Raw genomic sequence first — 17,500 nt, 5'->3', positions numbered from 1 at the left:
TCGAGTTCGAGCCTGGGCGTACACCCGGTCTGTCCACCATCGCTCAGCTGGAGCTCGAGCTCTCCGTGGCGGTCACACGAGTTCGCGGACGACCGGATTGTCGATGTCTGCGGCAACGAGGGCGGCGGCCGACGCATCACCGTCGTGCCCGAGCGCTGCGCTGTGGAGCAGGGCGCGGACCGTGAGCTCGTTCATTCCGGTCCTCGACGCGAGATGTCGCATCGTGTCGACCCACCGGGCGGTGTCCGGATGGCCGTGTCGTAGGCCGAGGCTGCACTGAGCGTCGAGGATGTAGACGTCGAGCCAGACGTAGGGGTCGGCGAGGCGGTTGCATCGGCTGCGTGCGTCGGCGAGCGTCTCGAACGCTCGGTCGGGCTCGCCACGGGCGGCGACGACCGTGGCGAGACCCCGCGCCGACATTCCTTCCCAGCAGGGATCGCCGAGTTGGCAAGCTCTGGCGAACGCCTGACGCAGCAGGACCTCGGCACCCTCGGGGTCGTCACGGGCCAGCTGCACCTCGCCCCGCAGCGACTGCGGCCAGGGCAGAAGGGCCAGCCAGTGATCGCGTTGGGCGATCTCGATGGAGGCGTCGAGGTGGTCGGCGGCCGCATCCAGATCGTGGCGGAGCAGACCGATTCGGCCCATCATCGACAATGCGAAGGCCTCGCGCCGAGGCTCGCCGGCGACGCGCGCCATCTCGATCGCCTGCTCGAGAAGACGAGCAGCGTTCTCGTAGTTCGATCGATCGCTCTCGACGGACCCGAGGTACGTCTTCGCCTTCGCGACCATCGACGGGGCGTCCTCGGCGAGCTCGAGGGCATCGGTCAGCCACCGTTCCGCGCGGTCGTAGCGACCGCGCAAGAAGTCGACGTAGCCCACTTCGGCTCTTGCGTGCGCCATCGAGGCACGGTCGCCATGGGCACCCGCGACCTCGTCGGCCTGATAGAGCGCTGCCAGCCCTTCCTCGTCGAAACCGCGGAGCGAGTGCACGAGTGCCTCGGCCAGCACCAGGCGGGAACCGACACGGAGATCGGTGGCGCTCGTCGCGTCCGCCAAGCCGACAGCAGCGCGCAGCGACTGCACCCCCGCCTCGACCGCCCCAGCGGCGATGGCCGCTGATCCGGCCTCCACGATCGCCGCGACCGAGGCGGGATCGGTGTCGGTCCCCATGTCGTCGCCGGTCTCGCGCATCGCCGCCAGCACGATCGGACCCGGTGCGACGCCGAACTCGCGGTCGAACAACTCGGCGCACGCCTCGAACTGCCGCTCGGCGGCCACGTCATCGCCGGTGAGCCGATACAGGCGGATCAACAACGCCTGATGGTTCTCGTCGAGCGGGCTCATCATCGCTGCCCTCGTCGCGTGCGCGAGCGCGGCCTGCGTGTCGCCGCGGGACAACGAACCGAGCGCGGCCTCGTGAAGGATCGCCTCCGACGCCGCCGCCACATGACGCTGCTGCGACAGCACCCACGACTCGAATGCCGGCGCACCTCGGACCACGATCCCGTCGAGTAGGTCCGATCCGAGTCCAGGGAGATCGACCGCGACGTCCCATGCGCCCTTGGCCACGAGTTCGACATCGACCACACAGTCCACGGGGAGCCGCAGGACGACCGGGTCGCCCTCCAGTGACCCGCCGTCACCGAGGGCTCGCCGGATCTCCGACAGACTCCAGCGCAACGCCCGGAGCGGGTCGTCCGCCTCGGAAAACAGCAGCGAAGCGAGCTGCCGGCGAGCCGGCGGATGGTCGTTCAGGACGAGGAAGGCCAACAGCCCCCAGCTCTTGCGACTCCGGAACTGGTAGACGTCGCCGGTCGAACTCTCGAGTCGCGGCGAACCGAGCAAGTGGATCGTCAGGCCCATGGTCGCCCGAAGCTTCTCACGTTCCCGGCAGCGCCCGACTCTCTGCGAGCTGTGCCGCGGCGATGAGCACGAGCGGTTCGGGAAAGTCCTCGCAATGCTGGTAGAGGTGCGCGAGTCGCACTGATCCATCGGTGCCGATGACGAACTCCCCTGTCGCCCGCCACGGATCGTCCACGAGTGGACGACCTCCGGCTCGACGATCATCCTGGAACCGCACGCCGAGATGGTGCGGATGCGACCACAGTTCGACGGGGGCGTCGAACAGGATGCGTTCCACTGCCCAGTGGCCGAGGCCGTATGCACGGTATGCGACGTGATCCGGATCGCAGAGGACGGGGCACGGCAGACCGAGCTGAGCCCGGTATTCGGCTGCTCGCGCCGGCTCGCCCTGGGCCACGATCACCGGGGTGATGCCCGCTGCGGCGTAGGCCGGGTATTCCGCGAGGAGACGCTTCGCCCGATCGACTCCACACCCGCACCCGAAGTGACGCCAGAACATGACGAGTGCGGGCTGACCGTCCCAGAACTCCGACAGCGACCGGCTGGCCCCTGCGTGGTCCGACAGCACGAGGTCCGGGGCCGCAGTCCCTCCTCGCAGTCCGGATCCCTCCGGTTCGGTCGGCCCCGCGGTGAAACCGGCCAGCCACTCGGCCTCCGCTGCGACGGTCAACTCGTCGAGAGAGCGCGCCGCCAGGGGGCTCACGTGTGCTCGCTGACGGGGTAGATCTCGTCGGCGACCAGGCCGTGCGCCTCGCGGTGCACCGTGTTGGCAGCCTCCGCATCGGGGGCATCGACGAGGCAGAAGATCTTGCCGGCCTCCTCGTCGACCCAATAGCGGAGGTAGTCGACCCCGTGTTGGGCCTGGTGGGCGAGGTCTGCCTGATGGGCACCGGCAACGTCGCTCGCCGACACCCCGCCCTCGATGTTGTGCACGTCCATGAAGAGTGGCATCGCTGTTCCTGTCTGTCGTGAGCCCGGCGCATGATCGCCGTGGTCTCCGGATACAGCCATCGAACAACGCCTTCGTTTGACACAGCGTTTGACGTTCGTCGACCCCACCAGGCAATGCCGGATCTTCTCCGATGTCCGGTTCGCGCCCCGGGAGAGCCACTTGCGGACAGGGCGAACGACCCATTCGCATCAGAGATCGTCGTCGACAGCCGATATCTGTGTCATGGAGGCCGAACCCCTCAACAACGAGCGAACTGCCCGGCGAGCGAGAGACCGCGGCGCCGCACTGGTCGAGTACGCCCTGCTCATCGCACTCATCGCCATCGTCGTGGTGAGCGCGTCGGCGTTCTTCGGACAACGACTCAGCGAGTCGTTCGACGACAGCGGCGACTCGATGGGCATGGCGGGTTAGCCCGCCTCGCCCGACCCGCTCAGGGCTGCAGCACCTCGAACGACGTCGCGAGCGCAACGCCGAGACGCGGACCGGTGGCTTCAGCACTGCCCCGGAGGAACGCATCGGTGTCGGTCGAGCCGTCGCCGAGGTTGTCGAGATACGTGCGGTGGCAGTCGAGCGAGGCGATGCCGGCCTCGAGCGTGTCGGTCACGTCGACCGCGTGGGTCGCCTGGGGCGAGCCGCTGAAGGCGACCATCCGCACGCCTCCCCACGGCTCGCCACGGTCGGTGAACAACCAGGGGTTCGCAGCATCCCGCACGGCGTCGAGCAGGGCGACACCGACGGCACGGTGATCCGTGTGGTTCCACGACGGGCCGCCCCAACTGTCCCGGAAGTTGATCGACAGGATGATCTCGGGGCGGTGCTTCCGTATGACCTCGGCCAGGTCGGCGCGGAGCGCGAGGTCGGCCACCACGAGACCGTCGGGGCGACCCAGGAACTCGACGTCGTCGACGCCGACCACCTTGCAGCTGGCCGTCTGCTCCGCCCGGCGGAGCGGTCCCACCTCTTCGGGCGCCATGACCTCGATGCCGGCTTCGCCATCGGTGACCAGGACGTAGCTGATCGACTTGCCCTGCGCGGTCCATCGCGCCACCGCGCTCGCCGCCCCGTACTCCATGTCGTCGGGATGGGCGACCACCGCGAGCGCTCGGTCCCAATCCTCGGGCATCGGTTCGAGTTCGGCCATGCGCGGACCGTATCCGTTCGTCGCTGGGCGTTCCCGTACGCTGGCGATCTGGCTGCTGGGACCGCACCGACGAGACGCCTCGAGCGTCTCCGCCTCATCTTCGGGGCACGCATCGCACAGTTGATGCTCGCGTTCTTCGCGATCGAGATGGTCGGCACGCTGCTCGCCCCGACGTTCATCGACACCGCTCCGCTCTTCGTCGTGGCCATCAGCCCCGGCGACCACCACATCGCGCTCGCTCGCTCGGCCAACTGGTTGACGCTCTTCGCGCTCGCCCTCACGGTCCGGTCGGTCAAGTACTACATCACCTTCCGCATGGCCGGCGACGGGCTCGACGAGATGCGCCGCGTCGGCCTGCACCGAGCCGCACGGATCGTCGACGGCCGCATCGCCCGCCGGTCGTGGGCACTCAGCGTGTTCTTCCTACCGGGGATGTGGGCGGGCATGCTCTGCGCCAGCCAGAAGGTCCCGCACCGCCGCTACGTGGTCGTGATGGTGACGACGACGGCGATGTGGGTCGCCGCGAGCGTGGCCGCGGCCGAGGCCCTGAACGAACCACTGGTCAGGATCACCGACACGATCACCAACAACAGCGTCGAGGCGACCCTGGTGGTGGCCGCTGCGCTCACCGCGTTCCTGGTGGTTCGCTTCCTCCGGCTCGATCGCTCCGCTGACGTGGACCCGACTCGCTTGCCGGCGCTCGAGGAGTCGCTGGACTGACGGCCGAGATCTGGGCCGACGGATTCAGAAGTCGAAAGGGGCGGATCGGTCGATCTCACTCCCGTCGCTCCTGAAGGCGACGATCTCCCCCGCGGATTCGGGGAGCAACGTCCAGCCGAGCATGCGTCCGTTGGGGAGTCGCTCGAGGTCCAGATTGATCTCGGCACCACCCGTGCTGAGCCGCACCCACGCCTTGGCCGTGTCCGGGGGGAGCCAGGATGCGACGTACGTGCCCCATCTGGATGCGACGAGCCCAGCCGGCACCAGGATGTCGTCCGAGTCGACGGTCGCCGATCGGAACTCCTGCGACGGGTCAGCTCGGATCAGGATCTCGATCGTCTGGGTTCCTCCGGGGTCGCCGGAGTACCCGATGGCGTACTGCTCCGATGCGGGGTGACCCGCGCTCTGGAGCGCGGTCAGTCGATCGGGGAACACGGCCGGGAGCGAGCGCAGCGACGCGGTCACGCCTGGTGCCCGAAGGGCGAGCAGTTCGCCCTGCACCTCCCACGCCACGGGACCGCTGAGCTCCGTCGAGACCACGGCATCGGCGTCGCCCATCGTGCCGCCACAGCCCATGTCGGTCTGGACGCCTGGGGTCAGGGTGATCACGCCATCCCCGGTCAGCTCGTACTCACCCGAGAGGTGGTTGCAGGCTTGAACTCCATACGTACCGTCGCCATCGAGGCGGAATGCGCTCACGTTCTGCGACAGGTCGATGATCGGTCGGCCATCGTCGAAGGCGATCGACGTGAAGTACCAGTCGACCCCGATGATGTCGGCGGGGTCGGTGGACGACTGCTCGTCGGCCGACTCGATCACCGCCGGCTCGGAGCCGTCGGTGCGCAACCAGAAACCGACCGCCACGAACAGCACCGTCAACGGAACGGCGACGACGAGCGCCAGTCGCGCCCTCGACGGCGACCTCCGGTCGATCGCATCGGCGAGTTGATCTCGATACCCGTCGAGCGGGTCCATGGTCATGTGTCCTCCAGGAGGTCGGCGAGACGGCTCAGGCCGCGGCTCACGCGCACTCGAGCCGCTCCTTCGGTGCAGCCCAGTCGCTCGGCCACCGTCGAATAGGGCAGGTCGTGGCCGACACGGAGCATCACTGCGGTCGACAGCGCCTCGGGGAGCGACTCGAGGGCATCGCTCATCGCCGAGCGGAAGGGCTCGGCGTCGACCAACTCCTCGACGCGCTCCAACCCCGTCTCGCCGAGCGGCACCCACTCGATGCCGAGTCGGTGGCGGTACCGGTCCGCGACCCGACGCCGTCGCAGGAAGTGACCCAGTTGGTTCCGGGCGATCCCGAACAACCATCCGCGTGCTGTTTCGTCGGTCCCGCGGAACCGGCGACGATGCACATACGCAGCGGCGAACACCTCCGCGCAGAGGTCACTCGCCGTTTCCGCGCAGTCGGTCCTGCGATGCAGGAACCGCAACACCGCACCGACGTGACGGTCGTAGAACACCGCGAACGACGCCCCGTCGCCCGCGGTCAACAACGCCCCGTCGGTCCTCGCGTCGTCATGCACCGGACCCAACTCCCATCACCCCCTAGTACCCCGAGCCTGATGCACTGTTACACCACCAGGGCAGGCGATCCGGAGAACTCCCCGGCATGAATTGGTACTGTTCGCCTCGTTCAGGTTGCGGGAACAAGCAAGGCGGCATACGTGCGGAAGATCCTTCAGTGCATGGCAGCAGCAGCAATCGGCGTCGGGGCGCTGGCCTTCGCGCCGATGACCCCGGCAGGGGCAGCGCCGCCCACCACGTTCAACCCGCCCAGTCCACCGGTGATCCCGCCCGGGGGTTCGTCCAACTTCTCCGCACAGTGCACGGGTGAGAACACGGGCGACGCCACCGTCAGCCTCGATGGTCCGGGCGCGAACGACGTCGGCGACACCGCCGTGCCGGTCTCTGCCAACGGAAGCGACGGAGTCGTCGCCATCGATCTCGGAGGCGCCCGCAGCTTCGGCGGAATCGAGCCCGACACGTTGGGCACGTACACCTACACGGTCGCCTGCCCCTCCGGCGGGGGCACCACCGACTTCGTCATCGACGTCGTCACCCCGACCGTCGACTTCACGGCGGGAGCATCGGCCGACGACTGCGCGACGTCGGCGGTCGACGCCATGATCCCGATGGGGACCTCGGTCGACCTCTGCTACGACTTCACCAACCCGCTCGGCGAGATCGTCGGTACCGATGGCCGGATCCTCGCCGTCTACCAAGACGTGGGCACCGGTTTAGGTGGTACGAACTACACCTACCCGGGCTGGGGCGGGGCGACGCCGCTTCCCGGCGGTGCCGATTACCAGGTGAGGGGCCACGGCGGCAGGAACTACGCCCCGAGGACACTCGACGTCTATGTCGTCCTCGAGGACGCATCGGACAACCGTGCCGTGAGTGACCTCGTCCGCATCACGATCACCCCGACGCCGGCGATCGACGTGTTCGTCACCAGCGGCCTGACGGCCGACACCGCCTGCCCCGAGAACGGCGGCCAGGAGACCCGGACGGTCGACGCCGGCACCGAGGTGTTCTTCTGCTACTCGGCACAACTGCTCAGCGACATCGACATCAACGAGCACACGATCGACAGCGACGTGCAGGGGATGGTCGCCGACGCAGACATGAGCCTGATGTCCGGCCTCGGCGACACCTACGAGTTCGGCGTTGCCACCCCGGTGACGATCGACACCACCACGGTGAACACCGCGACGTGGACGTCGGAGGACTACACCGACTACTCGCCAGAAGACGTGGTCATCACCGGCACCGGTGCGGGAACGGTCAACGTCGAGGGAGAGACCACGACGACCATCGACGACGGGGTCGACGGCACCGGCGTCGCTCAGCCGGCGACGCCCGTGAAGGCGCAACCCACGTTCACCGGCTGACCCGGGGCGTCGCCGTCCAACAGATCCGTGGCAGGCTCCCTCCTCCACGTCCCGAGGAGCCTCCGATGATCCGTCTCAGCGTCCTGTACCCCGCAACCGAGGGTGCCGACTTCGACCACGACTACTACCGCGACTCGCATGTTCCGCTCGCGTGCTCCACGTGGGGGCTCGACGCCGCGGACATCGACAAGGGTGTCGACGGGCCGTACGTCGCCGCCGTGCACTTCACCTTCGACTCGATGGAGGCGCTCGGCGCGGCGATGGGCAGCCCCGACACCGCGAAGGTCATCGGCGATGTCGCCAACTACACGACCATCCAGCCGGTCATGCAGACGAGCGAGATCGTCAGCTGACCGACCCGTTCGGCGGGCACCGCCGAACGGCCGACAGGAGCACGGTCATGGCGGGCCCACAGACCAGACGGCTGGATGTGGCGGTGGGGCCACTCGTCACCAGACGATTCCCGATCGGCGACCACGTCGAGCCGTTGGTGATCCGCGCCGACGGTGAGACCCACACGCTGACGATGGCCGACTTCGCACCGTTGCGGGCGGTCACCGACGGGCTGCACCCGGCGACACGCCACGAGGTCGAATCGCTCCTCGGCCTCACGACGCTCGACCGGGTCGCCCATCGCGACGGCACCACCTTGCTCGTCCTCGGGGTGGGCGAGACCGGTCCGGAACAACACGAGATCGTGCTGGAGGCCGCGTTCCGTCTCCCGTCGGCGACGGCCGAGGAACCCGGACGCAGGCGGATCCCCTGGATCGTCGTGCTCTTGTCCAGCGTCACGTTGCTGTTCGTGATCGGAGCCGTCGTCCTCGGCGTCGCGTTCGTCGAGACCCGGTCCGAGGTCGCACGCCTCGCTGACGACGGGACCCGGACCAGAGCGCAGGTCACGGGGACCGAGCTCACGCGGTCCCGGTCGATGTCGCAGCTCCGCCAGACCGGATGGATCGACACGACCACCCATGTCGTCCGGTTCCGCTACGAGATCGAGGACGGAGACGTGAAGGACGGCGAACAGATCGTCGAACCGGCCGTCTTCGAGGCGGCGGAGGCGACCGGCGCCGTCGACGTCGTGTTCCTGCCCGACGACCCGGGCACCGTTCGGATCATCCGGCCTGACGGTTCGATCCCCCACCCCCGGCACGGCCCGATCCTCGTGGTGACCGCGATCCTGGCCGCCGCGAGCGGGTGGGTCCTCCAGCGCTACCTCCGCACGGGCGTGATCAGCTGAGACGATCGGGGGATCCCCGTCGACATGCACTCACGTGCAGCACTCGTCGAGTTCGTCGGAACCCCAGTGCTCGAGCCCTTCGCGGCCGGCGACGTAGACGATGCCCAGACCGGCGAGCGGATCGGCCCACCACCAGCCGAAGGCGGCATTGGCGACCAGGCCGACGAGCAGGATCGCCGACAGGTAGACGCACAACGTGGTCTCGGTGGCATCGGCGGTGACGGCACGGCTCCCGAGCTGCTCGCCGACACGCCGCTTGGCCCGAGCCAGCACCGGCATGACGACGAGGGACACGACCGCCAGCGCGATCCCGAGGAAGCTCTCGTCCGGCTCGGCGCCGACGATCAGCTTGCGGACCGACTCGACTCCCACACCGGCGGCGAGCACGAGGAACGTGATGGCGATGAGGCGGACGGCTCGGCGCTCGGCCGCCTCGGACAGCTGCTGGCCATGGCGCTCGCGTCCCAGCCTCCAGACGATGACCGAGCCGGCAAAGACCTCGACGTAGGAGTCGATGCCGAATCCCACGAGTGCGATCGATCCGGCGGCGATGCCGGACGCGATGCCGATGACGCCCTCGATGCAGTTCCAGACGATCGTGAACCATGCGAGGACCACGCCCCGCCGCACCAACGCCCGGCGAGCATCGACCGCTGCGGTCACGGGGTGCCGTCCTCGGGGCACGGCCCGAGCGGCAGCGCTGCGAGTGCGGTCAGGGCGTCGGCGATCTCCGGCCCGTGCAGGGCGTAGCGAACGCGTCGCCCCTCGTACGTGGCCGTGACGAAGCCACAACCCCGGAGGCAGGCGAGATGGTTGGACATGACCGAACGCGAGACGCCGAGCGCCGCTGCGATCTCGGCCGGGTAGTCCGGGCCCGACAGCAGGTGGACCAGCACCGCTCGTCGCGTCGGATCGGCCAACGCGTCTCCGACGCGGGCGAGCGTGTCGACATCGACGGCGGGAACGGTGGTCACGGCCATTCGACGATGGTACATGCTTGCCTGAACTGTCCACCACATACGCAACCAACGGAGCCCGGCCCGCCGGGCCCATAGTTTCGCCGCGTGGTTGCGAACGTCGACGGTCCGGTGTTGCTCACGGGCGCAGCAGGCCTGCTCGGGACGTGGATCAGACGTACCTCACCGCAAGACACCGCGCTGGTGTCGATGGTCCATCGACGACCCCTCGAAGGGGCGACCGTCAGGGTCGACCTCCGGGACGAGCAATCCGTGCGGGCCGCCGTCGATGCTGTCCGGCCAGCGTTGGTGATCCACGCGGCCTTCGCTCGGGACGAGCGATCGGTCGTGGACGCCACCCGCAACCTCATGAGGGCGTGCGCCGCCACGGCAGCTGCCGTCGTACACATATCGTCCGATGCGGTGTTCGCCGGCGACGGCAGGGAGCGCGTCGAGACCGACCGGCCCGACCCGGTCTGGGACTACGGCCGATGGAAGCTGGCGGCGGAAGACCTCGTCGTGACCAGCGCCCCAGATGCCGCCATCGTGCGCCTGCCGCTGCTGACCTCGCTGGACCCGGTCGACCACATGGTCCGCGACATCCAGGACGCCGGAGAACGGGGGGTGCCGTCGACATGGTTCGTCGACGAGATGCGCCAGCCCGCCCGAGCTGTCGACATCGCGGAGGCGATCTGGCGTATCGCCTCGCTCCCGACCGAGGAGCGGACCGGCCCCTGGCATCTGCCGGGCCCAGAGCTGCTCTCCCGCCTGACGATCGCCGAGCGCGCAGTCAGCGAGGCGGGGCTCGACCGATCGTCGATCGTCGCTGGCACGAGCGCGCCCGGAGCCACTCGTCCACTCGACATCCGCCTCGGCGGCGCACGGGCCCGAGCCCAGATCGGTTGGGCACCGAGACCGATCTACTGATCGCTGTCCTGGTATCGAGACCCGCCGCTGTTGACACAGCGTTCACGAGAACGGCGCACGGACGGAACCCGACGAAGGGAACATGAGAACATGATCGGCACGATGGCCCAATCCGACGAGCTGGCACCCGACGACACCGCAGCGGTGCCCACGCCACGGGTGCAGCACGTCGTCATCGAGGTGTCGCTCCCCGACCGGCCCGGCGCGCTGGGCGCAGTGGCGTCACGTATCGGAGCGGTCGGTGGCGACATCACCGACGTGGTCGTGGCGGCGCGCACGCCGGGGTTCGCCGAGGACGTGTTCCACGTCGATCTCCCGGTCGCGGCCGACCGCCTCGATCTCGTCGGCCTCGTGCTCGACGAGATCTCGCAGGTCGACGGCGTCGCCGCACCCTCGATCAGCCATCGACCCGAGGGCGACTGCTGCACCTGACCGACGCGCATCGGGGTGGCGGCCGTCGACGATCGGGTGCACGATGGCGGTATGGGGCTCTCCACGTACCGATGCCCGTCGTGCGGCAAGTCGACCAAGACCCCGCTCGTCACGTCGTTCACGAATCGCAAGGTCTGCGTCTCGTGTCGTGACGGCGTGACCGCCGTGGCCGCCGGCGTGATCACCGGCGGCCCGACCTCCGGCGACCAGATCGGCGGGGCGATCGCCACCAAGGGGTGGTTCGAGCGCCTCCGTCGACGTCGACGCAGCTGACCGTCGTCACCGTCCCCCTCCACTACCGTCGCCCCCTTCGACGAGGGGAAGAAGGACCCACCAATGGGACTGTGTGACGGACGTGTGGCGATCGTGACCGGAGCGGGGCGCGGCATCGGCCGCGAGCACGCGCTGATGTTGGCCGAGCACGGCGCGGCCGTGGTCGTGAACGACATGGGCGGCACGCCCGAGGGCAACGGCGGCGATCTGTCGCCGGCCCAACAGGTCGTGGCCGAGATCGAGGCGATGGGCGGACGCGCCGTCGCCAACGGCGCCGACGTCTCGGACTGGGACGACGCCAAGGCGATGGTCGACCAGGCGATCGACACCTTCGGGCGCCTCGACGTGTTGGTCAACAACGCCGGCATCCTCCGCGACCGGATGATGGTCAACATGACCGAGGACGAGTGGGACGCCGTCGTCCGCGTTCACCTCAAGGGCACATTCGCCCCGGCTCGTCACGCCGGCGCCCATTGGCGTGAGCGCGCCAAAGCCGGCGAGACCAACGACGCCCGCATCATCAACACCACGTCGGTGTCGGGCATCTACGGCAACCCGGGTCAGACCAACTACGGCGCCGCCAAGATGGGCATCGCCGGCTTCACGATCATCGCCGCGATGGAACTGGCACGCTACGGCGTGACCGTCAACGCCATCTCGCCCGGTGCGCTGACGCGCCTCACCGAGGCATTGCGGGCCGAGCCACCGAGCGAAGAGGAACGTGAAGCCGCCTCGCCGCGATGGATCGCTCCCATCTGCACGTGGCTCGCCTCGCCCGAGTCACGCAACGTCACCGGACGCGTCTTCCAGGTGCACGGCAGCGAGATCGCCATCGCCGAGTCGTGGCACCGCGGGCCCACCGAACAGAACCCGGACGACCCGACCGCCATGGCCGACGTGGTCGCGCGGCTCATGGCCGACGCCCGCCCCAACGCCGACATGGCCGGCAACGACGCCGTCGGACCGGGGCGACCGGGACCCACCATCTGATCGGCCGTCGAGGGCGTCGTCGGCGCTACGCGGCGATGCCCTCGGCGACCAGTTCGATCGAGCGAACACGGTCGGCGACATCGGCCGAGGCGAACGCCAGCATGATCTCGTCGGCGTCGGCGTGGACGGCGAACTCACGCAGTTGGTCGGCCACCTGGGGTGCCGTACCGGCGAACGTGTAGCGCATCATCCCCACCACCTGCTGACCCTGGGGACTGGCCACCAGTCGGTCGACCTCGTCCGACGACAGCTCTCGGTCCTTCACCAGGAACCGCGAGACGCGTGAGCGGATGACCCGTTCGAGCTCGGCGTCAGCATCGGCCTCGGTGTCGGCCGCCACGGCGTTGGCGCCCGCGATCACGTAGGGCTCGGCGAGCTGGTCCGACGGCTTGAACTCGTGGCGGTAGCGGGCCACGGCCTCCCGGAGTGCCTGCGGGGCGAAGTGGCTGGCGAATGCGTACGGCAGGCCCAGATGGGCGGCCAGCTGCGCGCCGAACAGCGACGAACCGAGGATGTAGAGCGGCACGTCGGTGCCGGCGCCGGGATGCGCCTTGACGCCGGGGATGAGGCTCTCGCCGCGGAGGAAACCCTGGAGCTCCAGGACGTCCTGCGGAAAGCGTTCGGCAGCGGCCGGGTCGCGGCGCAGCGCCCGCCAGGTGACCTGGTCGGTGCCCGGCGCACGCCCGAGCCCGAGGTCGATGCGGTCGGGATGGAGTTCGGCCAGGGTCCCGAACTGCTCGGCGATCACGAGCGGCGAGTGGTTGGGCAACATGACCCCGCCCGAACCGAGCCGGATGGTCGACGTGTGGGCGGCGACGTGGGCGATGAGCACGGCGGGCGCCGACGAGGCGATGGAACCCATGTTGTGGTGCTCGGCGTACCAGATGCGTTCGAACCCGTGCGTCTCGGCCGTGCGAGCCATCGTGATCGACGCCTCGAACGCGTCGCGGGGCCGCTGATCGCGTCGGACGAAGGCGAGGTCGAGCATCGACAGGCGAAGAGGAACGGTCCGTGGCGGCACGGCTCGACGCTATCCACGGGGGCGTCGGCTTCCCCCGGCGCTGATGTGTCCACCACCCTCGCGGTGATGGCCGTACGCTGCGCGCCGTGGCTGCTGGGCCTGCTGGACGCATCGGTGAGCTGGTGGCTGACCTCGACGCCGCGCGCTTCACCGGCCGAGACGAGATCCTCGCGCTCGTCGACGCAGCTCTGGCCGACCGGACCACGGCATCGGTGCTCCTGGTCCACGGCGATGGAGGCGTCGGCAAGAGCGCCCTGTTGCGCGCCATCGCCCGACGCTCCGACGACACAGGGCGGCCGGTGTGGACGCTCGACGGACGCACCATCGGCGGCGACCTCGCCGAACTGGAACACCGCGTCGCCGAAGCATTCGACCATCCCGAACCCGTCGTGCTGCTCGACGCGTTGGAGCACTCGCCGGCGCTCGAGCGGGCGATGCGCGAGCGGATCGTCCCCCGTCTCGGCGTCGGCGCCGTCGTCGTCCTCGCGGGCCGGGATCGACCCGAGCACGGGTGGCTCGCGGACGGCTGGGAACACGTGGCCCGCGTCCTGCCACTCGAGCCGCTGGGACGAGCCGAGACCCGTCGGCTCCTGGCCCACCACGGGATCGTGGACCCCGAACGCGTCGCGACGATCACCGAGTGGAGTCGCGGCCTTCCCCTCGCCGTGACCGTCGCAGCGACGGCGGGTACGAACGGCGCCGACGGCCACACCGACCTCGACGCCCTCATCATGGATCACCTCGTCGACCAGTCGCTCACGCACGTCGACCGACGAGTCCTCGAAGTCGCCGCCGTCGCCGTCGCCGTCGACGGGCCACTGCTCGACGAGGTCGTCACCGACCTCCGCGGGACCGAGCCGCACGCCGCGCTGCGGACGACGACCATCGCCGAGTCGCTCGGCGACCGGGTCGCCCTGCACGACACGGTGCGCAGAGTGCTGCGGCGGCAGTTGCGCGAGCGGGCCCCCGAGCGTCACCGCACGCTCGTCGGTCGCGTCGCCGACCACCTGCGCGATCGCATCCTCGACGGCGAGTCCGAACTGCTGGTCGAGCTCGCCGAACTGATCGACGACCCGGTGCTCCGCTGGGGGTTGGTGGGTGACCGGTCCAGCTATCACGTCGACCGCGTCCGTGAGGGAGACGTGGCCGAGATCGACGCCGCCCTCGCGGGGCAGTCCTGGTGGGAGGCCGATCAACGCTTCTTCCGCGACGCACCGGACACCGTCGTCGTGGCTCGCGACCGATCCGGCGTCATCGCCGGCTTCAGCATCGCGATGACCCCGGACCGGGCTCCGGCGTGGGCGGACGAGGACGAGGTGCTCGCAACGTGGTTGGCCGATGCCCGACGCCGCGTCCCCGACGGCGACGTCATCCTGTGGCGCCGCGAGTGTGATCTCGAGACCCTCCGTGATCCCGACGCCGAATCGACGGTGACAGCGGTGCTCAACGAGGCCGTCGTGCGGACGTGCGGGCTGGCGAATCCGCGGTGGTTCTACGGCGACGTCGACCGTGAGAACGAGGCGATGGTGCAACTCTCTGCCGCCATGGGAGCCATCCACGTGCCGTCGGCCGACGTCGTGACCGGCGATCGCACGAGCTCGCTCCACGTTCTCGACCACGGAACCGGTGGGTTCATCGCCGCAGTGCACGGCATGGTCCACGAGAGCCTCGGCCTCCCGACCCCTGCACCCGAGCCGCCCTCGCTCACCGAGGTGATCGACCACGTCCTCCGTTCGTTCGACGACGACGAGGTGCTGGCGTCCAGTCCGCTGGCGGAGGGCCCCGACCGAGCGTCTCGGGCCGAGAGCGTGCGTGTCGCCGTGCGCGACGCTGCGGAGCGGGCGTTCGGTCAGGGAGCGCGCGACGTGCTGCTCCGGTCGGTTCTCGAGCGCGGCTACCTCGACCCCGGTGCCAACCACCCCGGGGCGGCACGCTCGCTCCATCTCAGCCGAGCGACGTACTTCCGGCGGCTCCGAGACGCTCGGACGCGTCTCGTGCGCGAGTTCGAGAGCGGCGCCCACACCGGGGTTTGAGACCGATCTGAGACCGGTCTCCGGTTCATCGGTGCCGAAGTGACTCGTATCGTTCCGCGTCGTCGGCACGACTCGCTCGAGACCTCGAGCCGATCCCCCCCCCCAGACACTCAGGAGACTTCGCATGGACGTCCGTGCATTCGCTGCTTCGGCGCTCGTTGCCGGCACCCTGGCCTTCGCGCCGAGCTCGGCCGGTGCCGCGCCGCTCGAGCAGGTGTTCGACGCCGACGGCTCGTTCACCGTGCCCGCCGGCGTGACCTGTATCGACGCAACCGCCCTCGGGGGCAACGGTGGAAGCAGCGGGTTCGAGGACATCTCCGGAGGACAGGGCGGTGCCGGTGCACTGGTGACGGCTCGCCTTCCCGTCGAACCCGGCGCCGTCCTCACGATCGTGGTGGGTCAGAACGGCGGCGAGGGTGACAACAACTCCGTCGACTCGGACACCGCTCCCGGCGGCGTCGGCGGGCAGGGCTACGGCACCGGCGGGGATGGCGGCACGGCGACCGCCAGCGAGATCTCCGCGATCTCGGGTGGTGGCGGCGGTGGTGGAAGCGCCGTCCTCGTCGGCGCGGACCCTCTGGTGGTCGCCGGCGGAGGCGGCGGAGGCGGCGGCGGCTTCCCCACCGGGCCCGGCGGCGACGGCGGGGACAGCGGCGAACCCGGCGACGCCGCGGGCGGGCCCTCCGGCGCCAGTGGCGGCTCGCTCGACTCCGGCAGCGAGGACGGCGGTGACGCCCAGGACGTGGCCAGCGACACCCAGAACCCGATCGGCGGCGGTGGCGGCGGAGGCGGTCTTCCCGGCGGACAGGCCGGGGAGAGCCGCCTCGATCCTGCGACCGAACAGGGCTACGGCGGCGCCGGAGGCGGAGCCGGCGGTGGCAGCTTCGTCGACGACTCCTCCGTCTCCTCCTCCACAGCGATCAGCGACGCCGACAGCGGCTCGGTGACCATCGCGTGGGACGACGCGACCAACGCCTGCGGCCCGACCGACACCACCGATCCGACGGACCCGCCCGACCCGACCGACACGACGGACCCGGACGACGACGGTGTCGGCGGCGTCGGGGCCACCCCGCGGGCCACGCCCGTGCGGGCGACACCGACCTTCACCGGCTGATCTCGACGCCGTTGCGTCCCGACCCCGTGGTGGGAAGGTCGGGGCGCAACGGTTGTCGAACCACCGGATCCGTGTGACGATGGCGATTCCGAGCCACGGATCAGAAGAGGTACATCGTGAGAAGTCGCCAACGACTCGTTCGTCGCGCTGCTGGCGCGACCGCACTGGCGTTCCTGGTCGCGGCATGTCAGCCGCTGACCTACGAACCCGGAACCGCACGCCCCGTCATCTGCGATCCGACCGACACCGCGGTCAACGACGGCCACGTCCACGGCGGTGATCCCGATCTGACCTTCCTGTCGGTGTACACGCAGCCCAAAGGCCCGCTGTCGGCCGCTGACTGTCGACTGCTCGAGCAACAGACGAACGAGGCGGTCGCGTTCGTCTCGAACCTGGCGACCGTCGCGGACGCCGAGGCCGCCGGGTGGATCGAGGCCGCGGTCTTCAGCCCTGGCCAGGGCGTCCACTACGCCGACCCGTCACGACTGACCGGCTCGTTCGACCCCTCGCACCCCAACTGGCTCATGTACGACGGCAACAGTCCGACGTCGGAACTCACCGGGATGATGTACCTCGTCGCGAGCGGGCCGCTGCCGCCGGCGGGGTTCGACGGAGCAAACGACCACTGGCATCGCCACGGCGAACTGTGCACCACGACCGTGGACGGCCATCTCTACATCGCAGCCGAACACGCAACCGACGCCGAGTGCTCGGCCCTCGGCGGCGTCAACGTCAACTACGACAGCCAATGGATGGTGCACGTCTGGCTCCCCCGCTACGACGGCTGGGCCGCCACCGACATCTTCAACCGCACGCACCCGTCGCTGATGCACGACACCTCGCACACCTGATCCCTCCCGGGGTGTAAGCGCACGCCTCCTCGTCGGTCAGGACCCTCGAACAGCCTGGATCCCCCGGGCACGAGGATCCTCGAG

Annotated in this window: 21 protein-coding genes; 12 read left to right on the top strand and 9 right to left on the bottom strand. The window is 69.5% G+C overall.

The features are described from left to right. Positions 1 to 72: 72 nt before the first annotated feature. The 3 genes from AB8619_RS20050 to AB8619_RS20040 are packed head-to-tail and all read right to left on the bottom strand — an operon-like array spanning position 73 to position 2,814. On the bottom strand, positions 73 to 1,863 hold the full coding sequence (locus AB8619_RS20050) for a tetratricopeptide repeat protein (protein ID WP_436794396.1): 1,791 nt from the start codon (positions 1,861 to 1,863) through the stop codon (positions 73 to 75). Between the two features lie 16 nt (positions 1,864 to 1,879). After that, the gene (locus tag AB8619_RS20045) at positions 1,880 to 2,566 is read right to left on the bottom strand and encodes a peroxiredoxin-like family protein (RefSeq protein WP_436794395.1); all 687 of its coding nucleotides are present in this window, start codon (positions 2,564 to 2,566) and stop codon (positions 1,880 to 1,882) included. Continuing rightward, positions 2,563 to 2,814 carry a DUF4242 domain-containing protein gene (locus AB8619_RS20040; protein ID WP_436794394.1) on the bottom strand — a complete coding sequence of 84 codons (252 nt, stop codon included), beginning with the start codon at positions 2,812 to 2,814 and terminating at the stop codon, positions 2,563 to 2,565. The genes AB8619_RS20045 and AB8619_RS20040 overlap by 4 nt, the downstream gene beginning before the upstream one ends. Before the next feature lie 223 nt (positions 2,815 to 3,037). Between AB8619_RS20040 and AB8619_RS20035 the strand changes: the two genes are divergently transcribed. Beyond that, positions 3,038 to 3,226, top strand: a complete 189-nt coding sequence (locus AB8619_RS20035) for a Flp family type IVb pilin (protein WP_436794393.1) — start codon at positions 3,038 to 3,040, stop codon at positions 3,224 to 3,226. A gap of 19 nt (positions 3,227 to 3,245) precedes the next feature. On the opposite strand, the gene AB8619_RS20030 is transcribed toward AB8619_RS20035, so the two are convergent. Continuing rightward, positions 3,246 to 3,956: a PIG-L deacetylase family protein gene (locus AB8619_RS20030; RefSeq protein ID WP_436794392.1), complete on the bottom strand. Its 711-nt coding sequence runs from the start codon at positions 3,954 to 3,956 to the stop codon at positions 3,246 to 3,248. 123 nt (positions 3,957 to 4,079) lie between these two features. Here AB8619_RS20030 and AB8619_RS20025 point away from each other — a divergent pair, with 123 nt between their 5' ends. Beyond that, positions 4,080 to 4,676, top strand: coding sequence for a hypothetical protein (locus tag AB8619_RS20025; protein WP_436794391.1), 597 nt, complete (start codon positions 4,080 to 4,082; stop codon positions 4,674 to 4,676). A 24-nt stretch (positions 4,677 to 4,700) separates the two neighbouring features. Here the strand turns inward: AB8619_RS20025 and AB8619_RS20020 are convergent, their stop codons facing one another. Further along, positions 4,701 to 5,651: an META domain-containing protein gene (locus AB8619_RS20020; protein WP_436794390.1), complete on the bottom strand. Its 951-nt coding sequence runs from the start codon at positions 5,649 to 5,651 to the stop codon at positions 4,701 to 4,703. 2 nt (positions 5,652 to 5,653) lie between these two features. Continuing rightward, positions 5,654 to 6,208 carry an RNA polymerase sigma factor gene (locus tag AB8619_RS20015; RefSeq protein WP_436794389.1) on the bottom strand — a complete coding sequence of 185 codons (555 nt, stop codon included), beginning with the start codon at positions 6,206 to 6,208 and terminating at the stop codon, positions 5,654 to 5,656. Positions 6,209 to 6,370: 162 nt separating this feature from the next. On the opposite strand from AB8619_RS20015, the gene AB8619_RS20010 reads away from it, so the two are divergent. The 3 genes from AB8619_RS20010 to AB8619_RS20000 all read left to right on the top strand — a co-directional run bounded on the left by AB8619_RS20010 (position 6,371) and on the right by AB8619_RS20000 (position 8,816). Further along, complete coding sequence (locus AB8619_RS20010) at positions 6,371 to 7,576, top strand: hypothetical protein (RefSeq protein ID WP_436794388.1); 1,206 nt, start codon at positions 6,371 to 6,373, stop codon at positions 7,574 to 7,576. Positions 7,577 to 7,641: 65 nt separating this feature from the next. Beyond that, positions 7,642 to 7,929, top strand: coding sequence for an EthD family reductase (locus tag AB8619_RS20005; protein WP_436794387.1), 288 nt, complete (start codon positions 7,642 to 7,644; stop codon positions 7,927 to 7,929). 83 nt (positions 7,930 to 8,012) lie between these two features. Further along, positions 8,013 to 8,816 carry a hypothetical protein gene (locus tag AB8619_RS20000; RefSeq protein WP_436794386.1) on the top strand — a complete coding sequence of 268 codons (804 nt, stop codon included), beginning with the start codon at positions 8,013 to 8,015 and terminating at the stop codon, positions 8,814 to 8,816. Between the two features lie 30 nt (positions 8,817 to 8,846). On the opposite strand, the gene AB8619_RS19995 is transcribed toward AB8619_RS20000, so the two are convergent. Both AB8619_RS19995 and AB8619_RS19990 read right to left on the bottom strand, forming a co-directional pair. Then, on the bottom strand, positions 8,847 to 9,479 hold the full coding sequence (locus tag AB8619_RS19995; protein WP_436794385.1) for a cation diffusion facilitator family transporter: 633 nt from the start codon (positions 9,477 to 9,479) through the stop codon (positions 8,847 to 8,849). Beyond that, positions 9,476 to 9,796, bottom strand: a complete 321-nt coding sequence (locus AB8619_RS19990; protein WP_436794384.1) for an ArsR/SmtB family transcription factor — start codon at positions 9,794 to 9,796, stop codon at positions 9,476 to 9,478. The genes AB8619_RS19995 and AB8619_RS19990 overlap by 4 nt, the downstream gene beginning before the upstream one ends. Positions 9,797 to 9,880: 84 nt before the next feature. On the opposite strand from AB8619_RS19990, the gene AB8619_RS19985 reads away from it, so the two are divergent. The 4 genes from AB8619_RS19985 (at position 9,881) to AB8619_RS19970 (ending at position 12,394) form a co-directional block, all read left to right on the top strand. Next, on the top strand, positions 9,881 to 10,699 hold the full coding sequence (locus AB8619_RS19985; protein WP_436794383.1) for an SDR family oxidoreductase: 819 nt from the start codon (positions 9,881 to 9,883) through the stop codon (positions 10,697 to 10,699). Between the two features lie 102 nt (positions 10,700 to 10,801). Continuing rightward, on the top strand, positions 10,802 to 11,131 hold the full coding sequence (locus AB8619_RS19980; protein ID WP_436794382.1) for an ACT domain-containing protein: 330 nt from the start codon (positions 10,802 to 10,804) through the stop codon (positions 11,129 to 11,131). Between the two features lie 51 nt (positions 11,132 to 11,182). Further along, on the top strand, positions 11,183 to 11,404 hold the full coding sequence (locus tag AB8619_RS19975; RefSeq protein WP_436794381.1) for a hypothetical protein: 222 nt from the start codon (positions 11,183 to 11,185) through the stop codon (positions 11,402 to 11,404). 63 nt (positions 11,405 to 11,467) lie between these two features. Beyond that, positions 11,468 to 12,394: an SDR family oxidoreductase gene (locus AB8619_RS19970; RefSeq protein ID WP_436794380.1), complete on the top strand. Its 927-nt coding sequence runs from the start codon at positions 11,468 to 11,470 to the stop codon at positions 12,392 to 12,394. Positions 12,395 to 12,419: 25 nt separating this feature from the next. Here the strand turns inward: AB8619_RS19970 and AB8619_RS19965 are convergent, their stop codons facing one another. Next, on the bottom strand, positions 12,420 to 13,382 hold the full coding sequence (locus AB8619_RS19965) for an LLM class flavin-dependent oxidoreductase (protein WP_436796417.1): 963 nt from the start codon (positions 13,380 to 13,382) through the stop codon (positions 12,420 to 12,422). Between the two features lie 119 nt (positions 13,383 to 13,501). Between AB8619_RS19965 and AB8619_RS19960 the strand changes: the two genes are divergently transcribed. The 3 genes from AB8619_RS19960 (at position 13,502) to AB8619_RS19950 (ending at position 17,416) form a co-directional block, all read left to right on the top strand. After that, the gene (locus AB8619_RS19960) at positions 13,502 to 15,448 is read left to right on the top strand and encodes a hypothetical protein (protein WP_436794379.1); all 1,947 of its coding nucleotides are present in this window, start codon (positions 13,502 to 13,504) and stop codon (positions 15,446 to 15,448) included. A gap of 124 nt (positions 15,449 to 15,572) precedes the next feature. Then, positions 15,573 to 16,565 carry a hypothetical protein gene (locus tag AB8619_RS19955; RefSeq protein WP_436794378.1) on the top strand — a complete coding sequence of 331 codons (993 nt, stop codon included), beginning with the start codon at positions 15,573 to 15,575 and terminating at the stop codon, positions 16,563 to 16,565. 116 nt (positions 16,566 to 16,681) lie between these two features. Then, positions 16,682 to 17,416 carry a hypothetical protein gene (locus AB8619_RS19950; RefSeq protein WP_436794377.1) on the top strand — a complete coding sequence of 245 codons (735 nt, stop codon included), beginning with the start codon at positions 16,682 to 16,684 and terminating at the stop codon, positions 17,414 to 17,416. Positions 17,417 to 17,500: the final 84 nt, after the last annotated feature.

This window comes from Actinospongiicola halichondriae (assembly GCF_049103745.1).
GTDB classification, from domain to species: Bacteria; Actinomycetota; Acidimicrobiia; order Acidimicrobiales; family Salinilacustritrichaceae; genus Salinilacustrithrix; species Salinilacustrithrix halichondriae.
This window is presented reverse-complemented; position numbering and strand designations above follow the sequence as displayed.